This window comes from Streptomyces sp. NPDC030222 (genome assembly GCF_055573115.1).
Genome location: NZ_JBVICA010000009.1, coordinates 198,415 through 217,439 on the forward strand (window position 1 = coordinate 198,415; position 19,025 = coordinate 217,439).

Sequence of the window (19,025 nt, forward strand, 5' to 3'; positions counted from 1 at the left end):
GCTTCCGATGTACCGGTAACACGACAGGGAGGCGTCATCATGGCCATCGCCGCATTGGGCACCGTTGCCCTGGACTGTCCCGACCCGGTCGCGCTCGCCGCGTTCTACGCCGAACTGCTGGGGGGTGAGATCGAGGACGACGGAGAGGGCTGGGTCGAGCTGAAGGGCCACGGCGGCACACCGCTGGCCTTCCAGGTCGCGCCGGGCCACGTCCCGCCGAAGTGGCCGTCCCCGGAGGCGTCGCAGCAGCTCCACCTCGACCTCACCGTCGACGACCTCGACGTCGCGGAGTCCCAGGTGCTCGCCCTGGGCGCCACGCCGCTCGACACGGCGGACCACTCGCGGACCTGGCGTGTGTACGCGGATCCGGCGGGTCATCCGTTCTGCCTCTGCGCTTCCTGAGGAGCGCCGGCTTGCCCCGTCGGGTGCAGATGATCACGGGGGGTGAGTTAGCGGTGCATGACAACACGGTGATACAAGTGAGGCCGCAATGTGATCTGAGGGAGATATTCCGGGGGTAACCGGCCGCGCCCCATCGGCCGAGCCGGCATCCGACTCGCCCGGGCGTCTTCCGGCACGTGCCGTCCGCAGCGCGGACGGCCGTATGACGGGGAGGAAGACATGCGCCACATGGCCAGGAAGCTCGCCACCTTCGGTGCGGTGACCGCGCTCACCATCGGAGGCGTCGTCACCATCGCCCCGACGGCCTCGGCCGTCGGTACCGAGGGATGCACGAAGAACAACCGTGACTTCACGGCGTACTCGCACAACCTGGACGACGTCCCGGTCCGGTCCGGCCCTGGGCAGAAGTTCTCCAAGAGGGGCGTCCTGCCGGGCGCCGAGGCGTTCCGGGTGTACTGCAGCACCAAGAACGGCTACGGCAACACGTGGTTCTACGGGAAGGTGATCGTCACCGGCAAGGTCGGTTGGCTCTGGTCCGAGCACGTCAACTACTGACGTCGCACGACGAAGGCGCCCCGGACCGGCTCGACCGGTCCGGGGCGCCTTGTCGTCGAGGGACCCTCAGGCCCGGGGCCGGCCCATCGCGCGGTACGTCCAGCCCGCCCCGCGCCACAGCTCGGCGTCCAGCGCGTTGCGGCCGTCGAGGATCATCCGGTGCGCCACGGCCCCGCCCAGCTCCGCCGGGTCGAGGGCGCGGAACTCGGCCCACTCCGTCAGGTGGAGGACGACGTCCGCACCCCGCACCGCCTCCAGCGCGGTGTCCGCGTACCCGAGCGTCGGGAAGAGGCGCCGGGCGTTGTCCATGCCCTTCGGGTCGTAGACGGTGACCTGGCCGCCCTGGAGGTGGATCTGCCCGGCCACGTTCAGTGCCGGCGAGTCACGGACGTCGTCCGAGTCGGGCTTGAAGGTGGCACCGAGCACCGCGACCCGCTTGCCGAGGAAGGACCCGCCGCCCACGGCCTCGCGGGCCAGCTCCACCATGTGGCCGCGCCGCCGCATGTTGATCGAGTCGACCTCGCGCAGGAACGTCAGCGCCTGGTCGACGCCCAGTTCGCCGGCACGGGCCATGAACGCGCGGATGTCCTTCGGCAGGCAGCCGCCGCCGAAGCCGATCCCGGCCCGCAGGAACTTCCTGCCGATGCGGTCGTCGTGGCCGATCGCCTCGGCCAGCTTCACGACGTCGCCGTCGGCGGCCTCGCAGACCTCGGCCATGGCGTTGATGAAGGAGATCTTCGTGGCCAGGAAGGAGTTCGCCGCGGTCTTCACCAACTCGGAGGTCGGGTAGTCCGTCACCACGAACGGCGAACCCTCGGCGACCGGTGTGGCGTACACCTCGCGCAGCAGCTTCTCGGCCCGCTCGCTGCGCACACCGACGACGATCCGGTCCGGGTGCAGGGTGTCCCGCACGGCGAAGCCCTCGCGCAGGAACTCCGGGTTCCAGGCGAGTTCGGCGTCCGCTCCCGCGGGAGCCAGTTCGGCCAGGGCCGCCGCGAGCCGCTCGGCGCTGCCCACCGGCACGGTCGACTTGCCGACGACCAGCGCGGGCCGCCGCAGGTGCGGGGCCAGCGACCGGAACGCAGCGTCGACGAAGCTCATGTCGCACGCGTACTCGCCGTGCTTCTGCGGAGTGTTCACGCACACGAAGTGCACGTCGCCGAATTCCCCGACCTCCTCCCAGGAGGTGGTGAACCGCAGCCGGCCGGTCGATCCCTCGATGCCGTCGACGTGCTTGCTCAGCAGCTCCTCGAGCCCCGGCTCGTACATGGGGACGCGCCCGGAGGAGAGCATCCGGATCTTCTCCTCCACCACGTCCAGGCCCAGCACCTCGAACCCCAGCTCCGCCATCGCCGCGGCGTGCGTGGCGCCGAGATAGCCGGTGCCGATCACGGTGATCTTGAGGGGCATGCGGAGCTCCAGGTAAGACGGGGTCGGCGCGCGGCGCCGTCAGGACTGCGGGCCCGAGCATAGTCGGGCGTCCCGGCGGGCACTCTTTCCGCTGTCAGCAAGCTCACGTATGCCCACGCCCCGGCGGGCCACTAAAATTCGGTTACTTAACGGTAGTTAGCAACACCTCTGGGGAGTGAGAGATCTTGGCAGGATCGGCCGATTTCGACCTGTACCGTCTTTCCGAAGAGCACGAGATGCTCCGCGACACGGTCCGCTCGCTCGCCGAGGCGAAGATCGCTCCGTTCGCGGCGGCCGTGGACGAGGAAGCCCGCTTCCCGCAGGAGGCCCTCGACGCCCTGGTCTCCTCCGACCTGCACGCCGTGCACGTGCCGGAGAACTACGGCGGCGCCGGCGCCGACGCCCTGGCGACCGTCATCGTCATCGAGGAAGTGGCACGTGTCTGCGCCTCCTCCTCCCTCATCCCGGCCGTGAACAAGCTCGGCTCGCTTCCCGTGATCCTCTCCGGCTCCGAGGACCTGAAGAAGAAGTACCTGGGCCCGCTCGCCAAGGGCGACGCGATGTTCTCGTACTGCCTCTCCGAGCCGGACGCCGGCTCCGACGCCGCCGGTATGAAGACCAAGGCCGTCCGGGACGGCGACCACTACGTCCTCAACGGCGTGAAGCGCTGGATCACCAACGCCGGCGTCTCCGAGTACTACACGGTCATGGCCGTCACCGACCCGGAGAAGCGCTCCAAGGGCATCTCCGCGTTCGTCGTCGAGAAGTCCGACGAGGGCGTCTCCTTCGGTGCCCCGGAGAAGAAGCTCGGCATCAAGGGCTCCCCGACCCGCGAGGTCTACCTCGACAACGTCCGCATCCCCGCCGACCGCATGATCGGCGCGGAGGGCACCGGCTTCGCCACCGCGATGAAGACCCTGGACCACACCCGCATCACCATCGCGGCCCAGGCTCTCGGCATCGCCCAGGGCGCCCTCGACTACGCCAAGGGCTACGTCCAGGAGCGCAAGCAGTTCGGCAAGGCCATCGCCGACTTCCAGGGCGTCCAGTTCATGCTCGCCGACATGGCGATGAAGCTGGAGGCCGCCCGCCAGCTCACCTACGCGGCCGCCGCGAAGTCCGAGCGCGTCGACGGCGACCTGACCTTCTTCGGCGCCGCCGCCAAGTGCTTCGCCTCCGACGTCGCCATGGAGATCACCACCGACGCCGTCCAGCTCCTCGGCGGCTACGGCTACACCCGTGACTACCCGGTCGAGCGCATGATGCGCGACGCCAAGATCACGCAGATCTACGAGGGCACGAACCAGGTCCAGCGCATCGTGATGGCGCGCAACCTGCCGTAGGCACGCACCACGTACGGAACGGCCCCCGGCAGGACGCGTTCCACCGCGTCCTGCCGCAGGCGCGCAGTGGGGCGCAGGGGGATCGCGCGGCGCACGACGTGCTGAACCGCTCAAGTGCGCGCCCCGGAGTGAGTCGATGCGCCCGGGTCGGCTCGGACCCCGTCCTCGTCCGGGGTGCACGCCGCATCGGGCCCCGGGTTCAACGTCTACGCCCGTGCGGCCTGCGTGCCGTCGTTGCCCGCTCCGCAGGACCCGCTCGACCTGCTCGAGACCGGCCTCACTGCCGGGGAGGCTTCGTCGCCGGGGTCCATGTGAAGCCGAAGCCGTAGGCGCGGTCGATCTGTTCCTGCTGGAACATCGCCGGGTTCTCGGTGAACCAGCGGACCTCGCGGCGGACCGAGAAGCCGCCGGCGGGGTCCGTGCCGAGCGGGGTGATCAGGGCGATCGCGCAGGCCGTCGCGCCGGGCGGCGAGTCGTCCAGGACGATCACGCAGCCGTTGTCGCCCGGGGCGGTCACGGTGACCGTGGCGCCCAGCCGCTGGAAGTCGGCGGCGCCCTCGTACACGTATACGTAGAACAGCAGTTGCCGGAACAGGGCCCGGTGCTCCAGGTTCACCCGGAGAGTCTCGCCGTCCGAGGACGAGCCCGTCCGGTCGTCCTGGTCGAGGGCGACATACGGCCATGATGCGAGGGATCCATACGCTCCGCCGAGGGCCTGGACCGCCATACCGCTGCCGTCCTTCAACTGCGTCAGGCACCCGAGGTCCAGGTCCGCACCCGTGCCGGGACGCCAGTTGAGGTTGGCCTGGAGCACCCCCCGTCCGCCCAGGCGGGCCTGTGGAACGTCCCTGGTCAGGACCGGAAGGACCACCGTGGGCGCCGTATGCGCGGGAGCGGCCGGAACGCTCCCCTCGTACGTGCGTGCGGGCCGCAGTCGGATCACTCCGCGTCGGCGGTCGTCGGTGCTCATCTCGCCCTCGCAGAAGGTTAGTTGACGGTTTGTCGAGTCCGGATTGTAAGTCCGTGAGGTGCGTTACGATCGGCGCTCACCGACGACCGCCGGACGGCTGGTCGCAGGGGGCGGGACGGTCCCACGCCGGGGGCGCGCGGGGGGCCTGAGGCCGGCCCCCGTGTCTTTCGGTAGGGGTGGGGGAATGCCCGTTGGGGCCCTGGCGGACAGCGCTGCCGTCGCCAAGCAGCTCAGAGACATAGCCGATCACCCGGGACTGGCGTCCCGGCGTGACGAACTCAAGGCCCTCGCCGACGCTCTGCAAGGGGTCGGCGACGGCGACCTGGAACCGTGGACGGAACTCGACCTGCTGCAGGCGTACGCACGGCCCGAAAGCGTCGACGCGCTGACGCGCACCTCGGCCGAGAAGCCCGCCTGGGCGCGGCTCGACGCCCTGCTCGGCGCGCTGGTGTTCGTGCCGCTGCTGCTCACCTGGTTCGGGCTGACGAGGGCGTCGAGCGCGTACGAGGCGCTGATCGGCGCGGACCCGGAGGCCGCCGGCCGGCCGTTCCTCCAGTTATGGCAGTCGGGATTCGAGGGGCACCTCACCGGCTGGTTCACCTTCGGGCATGTGGCGGCCACCGCCACCGTCGCGATCCTGCTGCTGTTCCTCCTGGCCCTGGCACACGGTCTGCGGCGGTCCCACGTCGCCCAGCAGGAGGAAGCCGCCGCACGCTCGGCCGACGAACTGCTGGCCCGCATGGTCCCCCTGCTGACGCGGACGCAGCTGCTGCTGAACGAGGAGCGGCTGACCTCGCCCAGGCGCTTCACCGCCGAACTCACGGCCGCCGCCGACACGCTGGGCAAGCTGGGCGACCGCGCGGCCAAGGCCCAGCGGCACCTCGCCTCGGCGGCGTCCACCGTCGGCGCCGCGGTCGAGAGCGCGGAGCGAAGCCTCGCCGGGGTCGACAGGGCGGTCGGTCCGCTGGAGGCCGTGGCAGGCCGGATCGAGACCGCCGTCCGCGACAACGCCACCGAAGTGGGGCAGGCCGTGGCCTCGCTCGCCGGGCCGCTGGAGCAGTCCGGCGAGCGCGTGGAGGCCGCGGTGAGCGGCAGCGGCGCGATGGTGCGCATGGCCCTGGACGACGTACGGGCCATGAGCGGTGAGGTCCGGGACACCCTGGACCGGGCGGGGGAGCGGGTCGAGGACTCCGTCCACACGCTGGCCGCCGCACAGCGGTCGTTCACCACGTCGACCGAAGTCGCGGCCGATGTCACGACGCGCGTCCTGGAACGTCTGGGGGACGTGGCGGAGGAGACGGCGCGCGCCGTCACGACGTCCCAGGAGGCGATACGCCGGCTCGACGCGCAGACCCAGGCGCTGCGCGAGGCAGCGGAGCGCTTCGCCGAGCTGGCCGCGGCGCTCCGGGTGAACCCGCCCACGACCGGGTCCCGGTACGACGGGTCCCGGTACGACGAGCAGCCACGCGACGCCCCCGTCCACGAAGTCCCGGTCCACGAGGTCCCGGTCCACGACGCTCCGGTCCAGGACGTGCCGGGATACGCAGGCCCGGCCCACGCCGGCCCCGTGCGCGACCGACTTCCCGCCGTTCCCGGCCCCGGCACGGGCGTACAGGACGACCCCCGCTACGGATCGACCCGCGAGAACGGCACCCCGCCGGACGCCGGTCACGGCCTCGACGGCTCCTCCTGGGCCGACGCCCGATGAGGGCGCTCCGGCGGCCCCGGCTGAACCCCCTCCACCTGGCCGGCTGGCTCTTCGCGGACATGCTGCTGGTGCTGGCCCTGGTGGCGATGGGGGACCGGGGCGATCCCGCCGCAGCGGAGGACGCGGCCACGGCCGCCAAGCGGAAACCCGGCACGTCCGCGTCCGCGAAACCGAAACCGTCCCCGACCGGACCGCGCGCCGTGGTGCGCAAGCCGGTACGGGTGGCCATCGACGCAGACGCCGACGACACCGAACGCATCGTCCGCCGGCTGCGCGACGTGACCGCGCCGCACGACGGCCGCAAGGCCGCCTTTGTGCTCACCTTCGGCCGCAACCCCGACCCGGGACGCGGCGGCGACTACGCCCACAGGGTCAACACGCTGCTGGTGAAGGCCCGTCCGGACATGTTCGGGGGCGCCACCACACGCGACTTCTGGAAGGGCGGGGCCTCCGGGGGCCACGCCGACATCGAAATCTACTTCTACACCTACTGACCCTGTCCGACCGGAGGTGCGAACCGTGCAGATCCTTCCCTTCTACCTGGTGTGCGACGAATCGGGGTCGATGAACGGCGACCCCATCGCCAGCATCAACGACGCCCTGCCGGAGCTGCACCGCGAGATCAGCACCAACCCGACCGTCGCCGACAAGACCCGCTTCTGTCTGATCGGCTTCTCAGACGACGCCAAGGTGCTCCAGTCCCTGGTCGACCTGAGCGACATCGACACGTTGCCGGCGCTCGCGGCCGGCGGCCTTACTTGTTACGGCGACGCCTTCCGCACACTGCTGCGGTGCATCGAGGCGGACGTGGCGGCCCTCAAGTGGCAGGGACACGATGTGTACCGGCCCGTGGTGTTCTTCCTCTCGGACGGGGTCCCCACCGACGACGACTGGCCGACCGCGCACAAACAGCTGGTCGAGGCCCGCTACCGGCCCAACATCATCGCGTTCGGCATCGGCGAGGCCGACCGCGCGACCATCGGCCAGGTGGCCAACTTCCGGGCCTTCATCCAGGAGGACAGGTCGGTGTCGGCCGCAGAAGCCCTGCGTGAGTTCGCCGCCAGCCTGACCCGTTCCATCGTCCGGTCGGCCGGCAGCATCCCCGCCGACGGCAGCGGCGGATTCAGCCTGGCCGTGGACGACACCGTGCCCGGTTTCTCCACCGTCTCCCTCGACAAGCTCTGAGGCCGCCATGCATGAGGACACCACACCGTGGGGACAGGAAGACGAGCCCGACGCGCTCGACGACGCTTTCAGTTCCCTGCCCCCGTGGGTGAGCCGGCGGGGCGTCCTGCCGCCGGCGGCGCCGCGGACGATCGGCGATCCGGCGGCCCGGGCGGAGCCCCCGGCCGGGACGACCGGGAGCGGGGCCGGGACCGGAACGTCTCCCGGCCCGACGGCCGGGGCACCGGACGCCGGCCTGCACGGAGACCGGCTCTGCCCAGGACCCGAACCCGTACCGGAGATGCTGGTGACGACCGGCGAGGCGCCGCCGGAGTGCATCTCCCTCCCGGTGCCCGGCGTCTCCACCCCGCCGGGACACGTGCCCGCTCCCGAATCCGTCCCCGCGTGGACACCGTCCCTCCGGCCGGGCGCGGTGCCCTCGCCGGCGCCGCGCACGACGGCACCGGCGCCAGTGGTGTCGCGGCCGGACCCGACCGCGAGCCCCGGGACCACATCACCGCGGACCACGACATCTCGGACCACGACACCGCGGTCCACGACACCTCAGCCCACGGTTCCGCGCTCCACGACACTTCAGCCCACAGCACCTCAGCCCACGGCTCCGCAGCCCACCGCCCCGCAGACCGTGGCGTCGAAGGAACCGGACCGGACCCCGCCGGACCGCGCCGCGTCGGCCGGCGAACCCGTCAGGAAGCCCGGTGACCCCACCAGGACGTCTGCCGATCCCACCAGGATGACCGCCGATCCCACCAGGACGTCTGCCGATCCCACCAGGACGTCCGCCGACCCCACCAGGATGACCGCCGAGCCAGTCGGGACGCCCCCGGAACCCACCCCCCGGACGCCCGCCGAACCCGCGATGCCGCATGGTCCCGTGCTCGGCGAACCGCTGTACGGCGGGAAGCGCCCGCCGCTCTACCCCGCCGTACCGGGCGGGCTGCCGGGGGCGCGTGCGGACCTCGATGCCGCCGTACTGCCCGACATGGTCGTGGACGGTGCCGTCCACGGCGGCCTGACGGTACGCGCGGCGTCGGTGCGCGGCGACGCGCACCGCTACGCGGGCGAGCCGCGACAGGACGCGCTGTGCGTGGCCCGGCTCGGCGACGACGGACCGGAGGGCGGGATGCTCCTGCTCGCCGTGGCCGACGGCGTGGGATCCGCCCGGCACTCGCACGTCGGCTCCAACGAGGCGTGCCGTCACATCGTCCGCTGTCTCGACGGGTCGGCCGGGGAACTCGTCCGCGCGGTGCGGGAGGGGGACGAGAAACAGCTCACCGGCCTGGTCAACGCGGCGGTGGGCCGGGTCGCCGAGACGATCGTCCGGCGCGCCGCCCATTACGAGGAGCCGCCGGAGGCGTACGCCACCACCCTGCGGGGTGTGCTCGTGCCGCTGGACCCGTCCGTCCGCGGGCGTGTCCTGTTCGCGGTCGGCGACGGCGGCACGGTGCTGCTGCGGAACGGTACGTGGCACGCGGTCGACGGCTTCTCCGACAACGGTGCCGGGTCGTCCGCCGTCATCGACACCAGGACGGCGGCCCTGCCGACCGCCCGCTACGCCGAGGTGCGGCTGTTCGACCGGGCCCAGCCGGGAGACGTCCTCGTCGTGTGCACCGACGGGCTGTCCACGCCGCTGGTGGGAGAGCCCGAGATGAGGGAGTTCCTCGGCGCCCGGTGGGGCGGCGGCACCGTACCCGCGCCTGCCGACTTCCTGTGGCAGTTCCAGTTCCGGGTGAAGTCCTACGACGACGACCGCACCGCGGTCTGCCTCTGGGAGGGACGGCCGTGACCGCGGAGGACGGCGCCGACGTACGGCTGTCGTCGCTGGGGACCGGCGTCCGTATCGGGGACGGCGGCCAGGGCGAGGTGTTCACCGTGGACGGGCGTCCGGACCTGCTCTACAAGAGCTATCGCGCCGCCTACCGCCCTGACGGGGGCGCCCTCGCCGCCCTGGTGGACATCCGGCGCGGGCTCGAGGCGAAGGAACGGGAGCTCCTGGACGCGACGACGGCCTGGCCGCTGTGCCGGGTCGTCTGCGGGGGCAGGACCACCGGCTTCCTGATGTACCGCGCGCCCGACAGCATGACCTGGCAGACGGGTAACGGGGACACCCGGCTGACCGAGCTCGCCTTCCTGCTGCGACCACCGAAGCAGGGCTGGCAGGGGGTCGTGCAGCCGACGGCCGCCGAACGGTTCGCGCTGGTGGTCGCCCTGGTCGAACTGATCGACCGGCTGCACACCCTCGGTCTGGTGCTGGGCGACCTGTCCCAGGCGAACGTGCTGTGGACGGTGCGCCCGGGCCCGGCCGTGTATCTCCTCGACTGCGACGGCGTCCGGCCTGCGGGCCGGCGTCCGGTGCTGGCACAGGCGGAGACCATGGACTGGAACGACCCGAAGGCGCCGCCCGGCACGGCCACGGTCGACAGCGACCGCTACAAGGCGGCGCTCGCGGTGGGGCGCATCCTCGCCCAGGACGCCTATACGAAGCCCGGCGACCCGCTCTGGCTGGTGCCCGGCGTCCTGGACGGCCGCCGGGAGGCCGCCGTGCGGCGGCTCCACGAGCAGGCGGCCGGGCCGCACGGCTCCCGGCCGGGCCTCGGCCAGTGGCGTACCGCGCTGGCCGGACGCGAGGTGATCGAGCTGATGGCCCGCCGCCCGGCGCCCCGTCCGGTCGTCGACGAGTCGCGGTTCGACGGCGCCCGCCGGCGCGGGACGATCCGGCTGCGGGACTGAGAGCACCGGAACCACCGGCGACCGCGGCCGCCGCGGACACGAGCGAGGGCCCCGCCGGAGCGGCGGGGCCCTTCGTGACGGCGACCGTCGCCGGTCGTCAGTTGCCGGTGACCGTGACCTTCTCGTCGTTCTTCAGCTGCTGCACCAGCTGCTTGACCTTCGGCATGTCCCATTTGAGGGAGCCCTGCGGCGCGGTACCGGAGATCGGCATGTTCATCGACGTGCCCTCGCCGTTGCCACCGGTCACGCCCTTCATCGCCCAGAACATGTCGGCCAGGTCGAAGAGACCCATGTCCTTGTCGACGATCAGCGTGTCCAGACCGGCACCCATCACCGGGTAGAGCTTGAACGGGTTCACGACCGTACTCGGCGTGGCCGCCTGGCTCGCCATGGCCGCCAGGAACTTCTGCTGGTTCTTCGTACGGTCCAGGTCGCTGCCCGCGAAGGCGTAGCGGGTGCGGACGAAGGCCAGCGACTGCTCGCCGTTCAGGGTCTGCTTGCCGGCCTGGAAGTCGGCACCCGACTTCTTGTCCTTGAACGCCTTGGGGATGTCGATCTCGACGCCGCCGAGCGCGTCCACGATGTTGGCGAAGCCGGCGAAGCCGATCTCGACGTAGTGGTCGATGCGCAGGCCGGTGTTGAACTCGACGGTGCGGACGAGGAGTTCGGGCCCGTCGGTGGCGTAGGCGGCGTTCAGCTTGGAGCCGCCCTTCGGGCCGAACATCTTCCCGGACGTCGAGCCGCGGAAGGACGGGATGTTGACCCAGGAGTCACGGGGCAGCGAGATCAGTGTGGGGCCGTTGTCGCCGGTGTGCAGGATCATCATCGAGTCGGTCCGCTTGCCGTCGGCGGAACCGGTGTGGAGCTTCTTCTTGTCCTCGGAGGTCAGGCCCTCGCGGCTGTCCGAACCGACGATCAGATAGTTCGTGCCCTCGCCCTCCTCGGGCCGCTCGATGACCTTGGAGAGGTCGACCTCGCGGCGCAGCTTGGAGTCGGCCCAGAAGTAGGTGCCGACGGAGGCGACGAGGAGCACGACGGCCAGGGTGATCGTGCCGATCTTGATCCGGCGGCGCCAGTCGGGCGCAGCGCCCGCGGGCCGCGGGTGGACCGCGGAGTGGCCACCGCCGCCTCCGCCGTAGACCTGACCGGTGTTGTAACCGCTGTCGTAGCCGTACGCGTCGTCGCCGTACCCCTGCTGCTGCGGGGGCACGGTGGGGCGCAGCGGCGGCGCCTGCCGTGGTACCTGACCGCGCTGTACCTGCCGCATCACCCGGGGGCCCTCGGGCTGCGCGTCTGCGCTGCCCCGTCCGTACCGGTCCCTGCGGTCGTCGCTCCACCCCTCGGGCCAATCACTCATGCGGACCAGTGTGCAGGCCGGGCCGCGGCGGCTGACAGGGTGGGTGGGAAATCGGGTCAGTGCTGTTGCACACCTGCAGCAATGCACCCGCGCACAGGCCTTGCGCACGCCCCCGCGCACCCGCCCTTAGGGTGGGGGCATGGCAGATCTCCCCGGCAAGCCGACCTCGGCCTCTCGTACGACGCTCAGCCACATCATGACCGCCAGTGACACGAACCTGCTGGGCACTGTGCACGGCGGCGTGATCATGAAGCTCGTCGACGACGCCGCGGGAGCGGTCGCGGGGCGGCACTCCGGGGGTCCTGCGGTCACCGCGTCGATGGACGAGATGGTGTTCCTGGAGCCGGTCCGGGTCGGTGACCTGGTGCATGTGAAGGCCCAGGTGAACTGGACCGGGCGCACCTCGATGGAGGTCGGGGTGCGGGTCATGGCCGAACGCTGGAACGAGTCGGCGCCGGCGACCCAGGTCGGCAGCGCCTACCTGGTGTTCGCGGCGGTGGACGCGGACGGCAGGCCCCGGGCCGTGCCGCCCGTGCTCCCGGAGACCGACCGTGACCGGCGGCGCCACCAGGAGGCGCAGATCCGGCGCACGCACCGGCTCGCGCGGCGTCGCGCGATCCGGGAGCTCCGGGAGAAGCGCGCCGCCGAGGGCTACGAGGAGTAGAAGCCACCGGAGCCGGGGCCCCGAAGGGCCGCCGGGAGCCCGCCCGGCGTCAGGGGCAGGTCACCTCGTCACCGGTGACCGCACCGAACTCGCCGAGGTTCGCGTTCTCCGCGCGCACCTCTCGCACACCCTTGTAGCCGGAGCCCGCGGTCACCTTCAGCGTCGGGCCCTGGCCCTTCACCTTCCTCATCACACTGCCCGGCAGGGCCGTCGAAAGGGTCTTCGCCGACCGGTCCCAGCGCGGGTCGTACTCGATGAGGGTGTGCCGCACATCACGCGGATCGCCGGACAGCGGCTTGCCGCTGGTGTTGAATCCGGTGGCGCGCAGCGCGTCGTCGACCTGCTGGCCGAGGCCGTCGCTGCGGGTCCCGTTGTAGACCTGCACCCGGATCCGCTGCGGTGAGACGTCCACGAGCGTGGCCTTCCTGCGCCGGGACACCTCCGGGGCGAGCGGCTGGTCCTCGCGCAGCGCCTCGAACAACTCGCGGGACCTCACCGGATCCCACCTCACGGTGGAACCGATGCCCCTCACGGAGACGCTCGTCTTCATGAGCGGCACGGTCGTGAACTCCGAGGAGGCGGCCGTGAAGTCGCGCATGGCCGAGCCGAGGGCGAGCATCTGCTCGTTGCCGAACCCCTCGTCGGCGCGGACCGACCCGAGCATGGTCGAGGCGATCTCCCGGAACCTCACCGGGTTCAGCAGGACGCCGCTGTCGGAGATACGGGCGATGAGCGCGGCGACGAACCGCTGCTGGCGTTGCATCCGGCTGAGGTCCGCCGTCCCGTCGATATGCCGGGAGCGCACGTACTGCAGGGCCTTGCCGCCGTCGAGCTCATGCGTGCCGGCGGGCAGGTCGAGACCGGTGTGGGTGTCCTTGAGCCGCTGGGTGGTGCAGATCTCCACACCGCCGACGACGTCCACGGTCCGCATGAAGCTGGCGAAGTCGATCTCCAGATAGTGGTCGATCTTCACTCCGGTGAGCTTCTCCACCGTCCGGACGGTGAGTCCGGGACCACCCTCCGAATAGGCGGCGTTCAGCTTGACCGGGTGCGAGCCGTGCGCCTTGCCGGTGGTCCCGTCGTGGTGGTCCGGCAGCACCACGTAGGTGTCGCGGGGGAGACTCACCACGGTGGCGCGGTCCCGTCTCGCCGAGATGTGCACCAGCATGATCGTGTCGGTGCAGTTGCAGGGCGCGCCGCCCAGCCGGTACTTCCTCCGCTGCTCCTTGCTGATGTGCCCCCGGTCGTCGGTGCCGACGAGCAGGATGTTCATGCCGTGGCCTGCCTCGGGGCGGTTCTTCATGTCCTTGAACGGGTCGACCCGTTCGATCTCCTGGTCCAGGTCCGACATCAGGCCGTGCCCGATCCCGCCCGCGCCCAGCACCAGCACCGACAGGGTGGTCACCACCCGCATCACCCAGCGCGGCCGGCGCTTCCGCGCGGGGGGCCGCACCCCTCCCCGGGTGGGAGCGGGGGCGGGCGGCCGGGGACGGCGGGAGCCGGGCGGCGTGGGCACAGGTACACCTCCGCGGGGGCAGGGGGATTGTGAGCACAGTAAGCCCGTACGATCTGCGCCGACCGGCGGCGCCCGGTCGGCGCGCGACCGAGTCCCCCGTTCGCGGTAACGTGGCGGGCGATGCTGCCGTCTCCCGGGGGGCCCACCCTGTCGCCCCCGGACCACCGAGGACCCCCATGCCCCAGCTCCCCGCCGTGTCCGTGATCATGCCGGTGCTCAACGAGGAACGCCACCTCCGCGGCGCGGTCCACGCCATCCTCCAGCAGGAGTACGCCGGTGAGATGGAGGTGGTGATCGCGCTGGGCCCGTCGACGGACCGCACGGACGAGATCGCCGCCGAGCTGGTGCGGGAGACCGCGTCGAACGCCTGGGGCCGGGTGCACACCGTGCCCAACCCCACCGGCCGTACGCCCGCGGCCCTCAACGCCGCCATCAAGGCCTCGCGTCATCCCGTGGTGGTACGGGTCGACGGCCACGGCATGCTCTCCCCCGACTACATCGCCACCGCCGTGCGCCTCCTGGAGGAGACCGGTGCGCAGAACGTCGGCGGCATCATGCACGCCGAGGGCGAGAACGACTGGGAGCACGCCGTCGCCGCGGCGATGACCTCGAAAATAGGAGTGGGCAACGCCGCCTTCCACACCGGCGGCGAGGCGGGCCCGGCCGAGACCGTCTACCTGGGCGTCTTCCGGCGCGAGGCGCTGGAGCAGCAGGGCGGCTACAACGAGGAGTTCATCCGCGCCCAGGACTGGGAGCTGAACTTCCGGATCCGTGAGGCGGGCGGGCTGATCTGGTTCTCGCCCGAGCTCAGGGTCTCGTACCGGCCGCGGCCTTCGGTGAAGGCGCTCGCCAAGCAGTACAAGGACTACGGCCGCTGGCGGCACGTCGTCGCCCGCTACCACGAGGGCTCCATCAACCTCCGCTACCTCGCCCCGCCCGCCGCGGTGTGCGCGATCGCCGCAGGTCTCGTCGTCGGAGCGACGGTCAGCCCGCTCGGCTTCGTGATCCCGGCCGGCTACCTGGCGGCGATCAGCGTGGGTTCCGTCCCGGCCGGCAAGGGGCTGCCGCTGAAGGCGCGGCTGCAGGTCCCGGTGGCGCTGGCGACGATGCACATGTCCTGGGGCTTCGGCTTCCTGACCTCGCCGCGTGCGCTGGCGCGGAAGGTCATCGCGTCCCGCCGCCCGGCGGCCCACCGCCCGTCGGAGTCCTCGTCGGCCTGAGCGACGAACGGCGCGGGGTCTTCCCCGGGCCGGAGCCAACGGGCCGGAACGGCCGGGCGCAGCCCACGGGGCGGAACCACGGCCGCCCGGAACACACACCGGCCCGGTCCCTCGTCGGGTCCGGGCCGGTGCCGTGTGGCTACGAGCCGAGGCCGTGCCGCCTCACCAGGTGAAGCCGGGCTGGATCTTCATGCACTCGTCCGTCTTGGCGCCGTTCAGCGCCCGGGCCGAGTCCGGCGTGGTGCTGTCCGCCGCACTCGCCGCCGCGGGATAGGCCGCGCCCTCGCGCCAGTCGGCGCCGACGACGACCGTGATGCCGGACACCTCCGTGCTCTTCTTCACGGAGGAGACGGGGATACCCAGGGCCTTGGCGACCGCCTCGGCGTCTCCCTGGAGGTCGACGCTGGGATAGGTGACCGTCGTCCGGTCCTGCGGGGTGAGTGTGGAGTCGGCCTTGGCCAGGGCGAAGCCCTTGGACACGAGGGCGTCCTTCACCGTGCCGGTCCTGCCCGGTGCGAGCGCGGCACCGTCGACGCCGGTGCCGTTGCGCACCATCACCGGGATCTCCGAGGAGGGCGGCACCGGGTCCCTGCCGGCCGGGGTCGCGGTGGCCGAGAGGGCCGTGGCGCTCGCGGTGGCGGACGGGGCCGCGCTGCCGGTGGCGCCGGGGGCGCTCGCGGAGGCCGAGGGGGGCGCACCGCTCGGAGCGGCGGACGGTCCGGTCTGCTTCTTGCCCTTGCCGTCCAGCGGTACGTCCTCGCGGACCATCCGGAACAGCGTCTCGGCGTCGCCCGGCTTCGGCTCGACGCGGTTCGGGTCCTGCGGCGATGTGATCCACGGCATGGTCGTCATGGTGATCCGCTCCGGCGGGACCTTGCGGAACTCCTCGCCCAGACCGAGCAGGTCGGGCACCGCCCCGATGCCGTCGTCGACGGTGAGCGCGGCCGTGGCGGCCTCCGCGAGCCTGCGCAGCTTGTTGGGGTTCGAGAGCTTGGCGTTCTTCCGCAGCTCCCGGATCATCGAGTTCATGTAGAGGTGCTGGGCGCGGGTGCGGCCGATGTCGGTGCCGTCCTCGAAGCCGTAGCGGGTGCGCAGCCACTGGAGGGCCTGCTCGCCCTGGATGACGCTGGTGCCCTTGGGCAGCTTCAGACCGGAGCCCTGCCCCGTGCTGTTACGCGAGTGGACGTTCTCCTGGACGCAGACGGGGACGCCGCCCACCGCGTCGGCGATGGACACGACACCGGCGAAGTCGACCATCATGAAATGGTCGATGGTGATGTTCGTCAGCTCGTACCAGGCGGCGACCGTGCAGCCCGGCCCCCCGCGGCCGAGGCTCTCGTTGGTCATGATCCTCCGCTGGGTGGCGGGGTAGACCTTGCCGTCGGAACCCGTGCACTTGGGCATCTTCAGCAGGGTGTCGCGCGGCATGCTGATGACGGACATGTTGGACCGGTCGGCCGAGAGGTGCACCAGCATCTGGACGTCCGCCAGCGGCGGACCGTCGAAGGTGTCGCGGGCTCCGCCGAGTTCCTGGTTGCGCTTGGAGTTACGGGCGTCGGAGCCGATGAGCAGGATGTTCAGCGGGGTCTGGCCGAAGGCGTTGGCCTTGTGGTCGGCCATGCTCCGGTCGCCGAGGCTGAGATCGCCCTTCTTGAGCCTGCTGTTGAGATGTTCGTAGTACAGATAGCCGGCGCCTGCGGTGCCGAGGATCGCGACTGCGGTGGCGGTCGCGATCCAGCGGAGTATCCGGCGTCGGCCCCGCTTGACGGGCCGGCCGGGAGCACCCCCTCGACGGTCGGCTCCGGGGGGTCCGTCACCCCCGGATTTCCGGCCGGGAGGCGCTGTCGCGGCGGCCTCCCGCTGCCGGGCGCGCGGAACGCGTTCCCGCGTCTTCTCTCCGCGCACGCTGCTCTGTCCCACCAAGTCCCCCTGTCACTGAGGTGCTCGTAAGGCCCGGTGATCGGGCGTGGTCATATCGGCGTTCGCCGGCCGGCGCACGCTACTTGGCGCACACGGCCTTGTCGGCCGTCGTCTTCTGGATGTCCTTCGGGGCCGTCTTGGGAGCGACGATCGGTATGCCCGCGCCCTTGAAGTCGGCGCCGAGCGTCAGCGTCATCGGCGTGCGGTCGTCGGCGTCCGCGGTGCCCGGCTTCAGCGCGCTCGCGGGCAGACCCATGACGTCGGCGAGCTTGCGCGCCTGGTCGGCCTGGTCGGGCGCATAGGCCAGGGTGGTCTTGTCGAGCTTCTCGGACGCGTTGCCGTGGTTGCTGGCGAGCCGCATGGAGTGCTCGTTCTGCAGCCAGACCAGCGCCTTCTGGGCGGAGCCGGCCTCGGCGCCGCCGTTGTAGATGTCGACCCGGACCGCGGAGGACTCGGCCCGGTCGCCCTGGAGCAGCGCGGCCTGTGCGTCCTTCGCCGCCTTCTCCTTCTGCTTCACCTCGGTCAGCGAGGTGTCGGAGGCGATCATCGCGAACAGCGGCTCGGCCTTCGGCTTGTCGACCACGACCGTGGCCTTGATCCGCTCCAGCGGGTTGTCGCGCACCGGCAGCGTGGTGAAGGTGATGTTCTTCGGGTCGACCTTCTTCAGCTCAAGGCCCAGGTCGCGCAGGGTGGAGATGTCCCCTATGCCGCTGTCGACGGTCAGCGCGTCGGTTGCGGCCTCAGCCAGGTTCCACATCTTCGTCGGGCTCGACAGCGTGTCGTCCGACTTCATCTTGCGCATCAGCGAGCCCAGGAACTGCTGCTGCACCTGGATGCGGTCCAGGTCGCCCTGGTTGCCGAAGCTGTGCCGGGTGCGGACGAAGGCCAGGGCCTGCTCGCCCTGGATGGTGCTCACGCCCTTGGGCAGCTTGAGGTGCGAGTCGGGGTCGTCGATGGGCTTGGCGACACAGACCTCGACGCCTTCGACGGCGGTGGTGAGCGTCTTGATGGCGTTGAAGTCCGCCATCATGAAGTGGTCCGGCTTGATGCCGGTGATCTTCGCGACCGTCAGCATGGTGCAGCCGGCGTTGCGGTCGAGCTGCCCCAGGCTCTCGTTGAAGCGGGTCCCGAGCGTTCCCTTGATGGTCGTCTTGGTGCCGTCCTGCTGCGTGACCTCGCACGGCGGGATGTCGACGATCAGGTCGCGCGGGATGGACATCGCCGTCGCGTTCGTCCGGTCCTTGGCGACGTGCAGCAGGATCGTGGTGTCGGCGTGGCCGGGGCTGTTCTTGTCGCCGTAGCCCTCGTTGCCCGCCCCGGTGCGGCGGTCCGTGCCGATCAGCAGGATGTTGATGGCCTGGTCCTTCTTGAAGCTGCCGCTGCCCGCGCCACCGACGTCCACGGTGTCGATCTTGCCCGCGAAGTGCTGGAGGACGAGGTACGCGCCGACGGAACCCGCGGTCACCAGGAAGGCGAGCACGCCCCCGGTCCACAGCAGGGCCTTCTTCTTGCGAGGCTTCTCCTGCCGGCGCTTCCGGCGCCCGGCACCGCCGGGTCCGGTGTCACCCGCGGGGGGCGCGCCGCGACGGCCGCGCTGGCCCGGGACGGCCCGGGAGGGCACGGCGGCGGTCTTGCCCCGTGCCGCTGCGCGGGCGGCCGACCGGGAGGCGGAGCCCGCGGAAGCGCCCGTCGAGGCGGAAGCGCTTGCGGAGGGGGACGCCGAGGCGGCGGAACGCGGAGAGGAGTTCCGGGGGGACGGTCTGCGGGGGCGGTTCACCGGCGGCCGCTGCGCTGCGGATCGATCCAGTCGCAGTTCGTAGTTACCGGTGTCGGGGTTGAGCACCCACTGGTCTGCGGGGTCCATGTCCTCGGCCCGCCCACGGCTCTGCGCATCCACGGTTGTTCCAGTCCTCCGTCGGTGCCACGCGAGTCGCCTCCCCCCAGGGCGCTCGGTCTTGCTCCAGCAGTGCGCGGTCCCACGGGTGCGAGAACCTCATGCGCCGGATCGCGTCACACTATCTGTCCAGTTCAGCGTTGAGCGACGC

At 71.4% G+C, this 19,025-nt stretch carries 17 protein-coding genes; 10 read left to right on the forward strand and 7 right to left on the reverse strand.

All coding sequences use genetic code 11. From position 1 onward, the window contains the following. Positions 1-39 precede the first annotated feature (39 nt). Positions 40-402, forward strand: coding sequence for a VOC family protein (locus tag ACZ4Z5_RS16050; RefSeq protein WP_468262506.1), 363 nt, complete (start codon positions 40-42; stop codon positions 400-402). Positions 403-621: 219 nt separating this feature from the next. Then, entirely contained in the window at positions 622-957 is a 336-nt protein-coding gene (locus ACZ4Z5_RS16055; protein WP_468262508.1) for an SH3 domain-containing protein, read from the forward strand. Between the two features lie 66 nt (positions 958-1,023). Here ACZ4Z5_RS16055 and ACZ4Z5_RS16060 read toward each other — a convergent pair whose 3' ends face one another. Continuing rightward, positions 1,024-2,367, reverse strand: coding sequence for a UDP-glucose dehydrogenase family protein (locus ACZ4Z5_RS16060; protein ID WP_468262511.1), 1,344 nt, complete (start codon positions 2,365-2,367; stop codon positions 1,024-1,026). A 185-nt stretch (positions 2,368-2,552) separates the two neighbouring features. Between ACZ4Z5_RS16060 and ACZ4Z5_RS16065 the strand changes: the two genes are divergently transcribed. Continuing rightward, positions 2,553-3,710, forward strand: coding sequence for an acyl-CoA dehydrogenase family protein (locus ACZ4Z5_RS16065; protein WP_468262514.1), 1,158 nt, complete (start codon positions 2,553-2,555; stop codon positions 3,708-3,710). A gap of 277 nt (positions 3,711-3,987) precedes the next feature. On the opposite strand, the gene ACZ4Z5_RS16070 is transcribed toward ACZ4Z5_RS16065, so the two are convergent. After that, positions 3,988-4,680 (reverse strand): tellurium resistance protein, encoded by a 693-nt coding sequence (locus tag ACZ4Z5_RS16070; protein WP_468262517.1) that lies wholly within the window; start codon positions 4,678-4,680, stop codon positions 3,988-3,990. 184 nt (positions 4,681-4,864) lie between these two features. Here ACZ4Z5_RS16070 and ACZ4Z5_RS16075 point away from each other — a divergent pair, with 184 nt between their 5' ends. The 3 genes from ACZ4Z5_RS16075 to ACZ4Z5_RS16085 are packed head-to-tail and all read left to right on the forward strand — an operon-like array spanning position 4,865 to position 7,573. Continuing rightward, on the forward strand, positions 4,865-6,388 hold the full coding sequence (locus ACZ4Z5_RS16075; RefSeq protein WP_468262520.1) for a methyl-accepting chemotaxis protein: 1,524 nt from the start codon (positions 4,865-4,867) through the stop codon (positions 6,386-6,388). Continuing rightward, positions 6,385-6,882, forward strand: a complete 498-nt coding sequence (locus ACZ4Z5_RS16080) for a hypothetical protein (RefSeq protein ID WP_468262522.1) — start codon at positions 6,385-6,387, stop codon at positions 6,880-6,882. The genes ACZ4Z5_RS16075 and ACZ4Z5_RS16080 overlap by 4 nt, the downstream gene beginning before the upstream one ends. 25 nt (positions 6,883-6,907) lie before the next feature. Further along, positions 6,908-7,573 (forward strand): vWA domain-containing protein, encoded by a 666-nt coding sequence (locus tag ACZ4Z5_RS16085; RefSeq protein ID WP_468262526.1) that lies wholly within the window; start codon positions 6,908-6,910, stop codon positions 7,571-7,573. A gap of 588 nt (positions 7,574-8,161) precedes the next feature. On the opposite strand, the gene ACZ4Z5_RS16090 is transcribed toward ACZ4Z5_RS16085, so the two are convergent. Continuing rightward, positions 8,162-8,344: a hypothetical protein gene (locus ACZ4Z5_RS16090; protein ID WP_468262529.1), complete on the reverse strand. Its 183-nt coding sequence runs from the start codon at positions 8,342-8,344 to the stop codon at positions 8,162-8,164. A gap of 25 nt (positions 8,345-8,369) precedes the next feature. Between ACZ4Z5_RS16090 and ACZ4Z5_RS16095 the strand changes: the two genes are divergently transcribed. Then, positions 8,370-9,359 (forward strand): PP2C family serine/threonine-protein phosphatase, encoded by a 990-nt coding sequence (locus tag ACZ4Z5_RS16095; RefSeq protein ID WP_468262532.1) that lies wholly within the window; start codon positions 8,370-8,372, stop codon positions 9,357-9,359. Then, positions 9,356-10,303, forward strand: a complete 948-nt coding sequence (locus ACZ4Z5_RS16100; RefSeq protein ID WP_468262535.1) for a hypothetical protein — start codon at positions 9,356-9,358, stop codon at positions 10,301-10,303. The genes ACZ4Z5_RS16095 and ACZ4Z5_RS16100 overlap by 4 nt, the downstream gene beginning before the upstream one ends. Before the next feature lie 97 nt (positions 10,304-10,400). On the opposite strand, the gene ACZ4Z5_RS16105 is transcribed toward ACZ4Z5_RS16100, so the two are convergent. Further along, positions 10,401-11,660 carry an LCP family protein gene (locus tag ACZ4Z5_RS16105; protein WP_468262538.1) on the reverse strand — a complete coding sequence of 420 codons (1,260 nt, stop codon included), beginning with the start codon at positions 11,658-11,660 and terminating at the stop codon, positions 10,401-10,403. A gap of 139 nt (positions 11,661-11,799) precedes the next feature. Here ACZ4Z5_RS16105 and ACZ4Z5_RS16110 point away from each other — a divergent pair, with 139 nt between their 5' ends. Continuing rightward, positions 11,800-12,324, forward strand: coding sequence for an acyl-CoA thioesterase (locus ACZ4Z5_RS16110; protein WP_468262541.1), 525 nt, complete (start codon positions 11,800-11,802; stop codon positions 12,322-12,324). 49 nt (positions 12,325-12,373) lie between these two features. On the opposite strand, the gene ACZ4Z5_RS16115 is transcribed toward ACZ4Z5_RS16110, so the two are convergent. Further along, on the reverse strand, positions 12,374-13,840 hold the full coding sequence (locus ACZ4Z5_RS16115) for an LCP family protein (RefSeq protein ID WP_468262544.1): 1,467 nt from the start codon (positions 13,838-13,840) through the stop codon (positions 12,374-12,376). A 176-nt stretch (positions 13,841-14,016) separates the two neighbouring features. On the opposite strand from ACZ4Z5_RS16115, the gene ACZ4Z5_RS16120 reads away from it, so the two are divergent. Beyond that, a complete protein-coding gene (locus ACZ4Z5_RS16120) occupies positions 14,017-15,060 on the forward strand; it encodes a glycosyltransferase family 2 protein (RefSeq protein ID WP_468262547.1) in 1,044 nt (347 codons plus the stop codon). Between the two features lie 162 nt (positions 15,061-15,222). Here the strand turns inward: ACZ4Z5_RS16120 and ACZ4Z5_RS16125 are convergent, their stop codons facing one another. Both ACZ4Z5_RS16125 and ACZ4Z5_RS16130 read right to left on the reverse strand, forming a co-directional pair. Beyond that, the gene (locus ACZ4Z5_RS16125; RefSeq protein WP_468262550.1) at positions 15,223-16,980 is read right to left on the reverse strand and encodes an LCP family protein; all 1,758 of its coding nucleotides are present in this window, start codon (positions 16,978-16,980) and stop codon (positions 15,223-15,225) included. A 79-nt stretch (positions 16,981-17,059) separates the two neighbouring features. Continuing rightward, positions 17,060-18,877 (reverse strand): LCP family protein, encoded by a 1,818-nt coding sequence (locus tag ACZ4Z5_RS16130; RefSeq protein WP_468262553.1) that lies wholly within the window; start codon positions 18,875-18,877, stop codon positions 17,060-17,062. Positions 18,878-19,025 lie beyond the last annotated feature (148 nt).

What these genes read in the sequence shown, in the direction of transcription:
- ACZ4Z5_RS16120 (WP_468262547.1), top strand. Translation starts at nt 14,017, where the DNA reads ATGCCCCAGCTCCCCGCCGTGTCCGTGATCATGCCGGTGCTCAACGAG.
- ACZ4Z5_RS16060 (WP_468262511.1), bottom strand. Translation starts at nt 2,367, where the DNA reads ATGCCCCTCAAGATCACCGTGATCGGCACCGGCTATCTCGGCGCCACG.
- ACZ4Z5_RS16055 (WP_468262508.1), top strand. Translation starts at nt 622, where the DNA reads ATGCGCCACATGGCCAGGAAGCTCGCCACCTTCGGTGCGGTGACCGCG.
- ACZ4Z5_RS16050 (WP_468262506.1), top strand. Translation starts at nt 40, where the DNA reads ATGGCCATCGCCGCATTGGGCACCGTTGCCCTGGACTGTCCCGACCCG.
- ACZ4Z5_RS16110 (WP_468262541.1), top strand. Translation starts at nt 11,800, where the DNA reads ATGGCAGATCTCCCCGGCAAGCCGACCTCGGCCTCTCGTACGACGCTC.
- ACZ4Z5_RS16070 (WP_468262517.1), bottom strand. Translation starts at nt 4,680, where the DNA reads ATGAGCACCGACGACCGCCGACGCGGAGTGATCCGACTGCGGCCCGCA.
- ACZ4Z5_RS16105 (WP_468262538.1), bottom strand. Translation starts at nt 11,660, where the DNA reads ATGAGTGATTGGCCCGAGGGGTGGAGCGACGACCGCAGGGACCGGTAC.
- ACZ4Z5_RS16075 (WP_468262520.1), top strand. Translation starts at nt 4,865, where the DNA reads ATGCCCGTTGGGGCCCTGGCGGACAGCGCTGCCGTCGCCAAGCAGCTC.
- ACZ4Z5_RS16095 (WP_468262532.1), top strand. Translation starts at nt 8,370, where the DNA reads ATGACCGCCGAGCCAGTCGGGACGCCCCCGGAACCCACCCCCCGGACG.
- ACZ4Z5_RS16080 (WP_468262522.1), top strand. Translation starts at nt 6,385, where the DNA reads ATGAGGGCGCTCCGGCGGCCCCGGCTGAACCCCCTCCACCTGGCCGGC.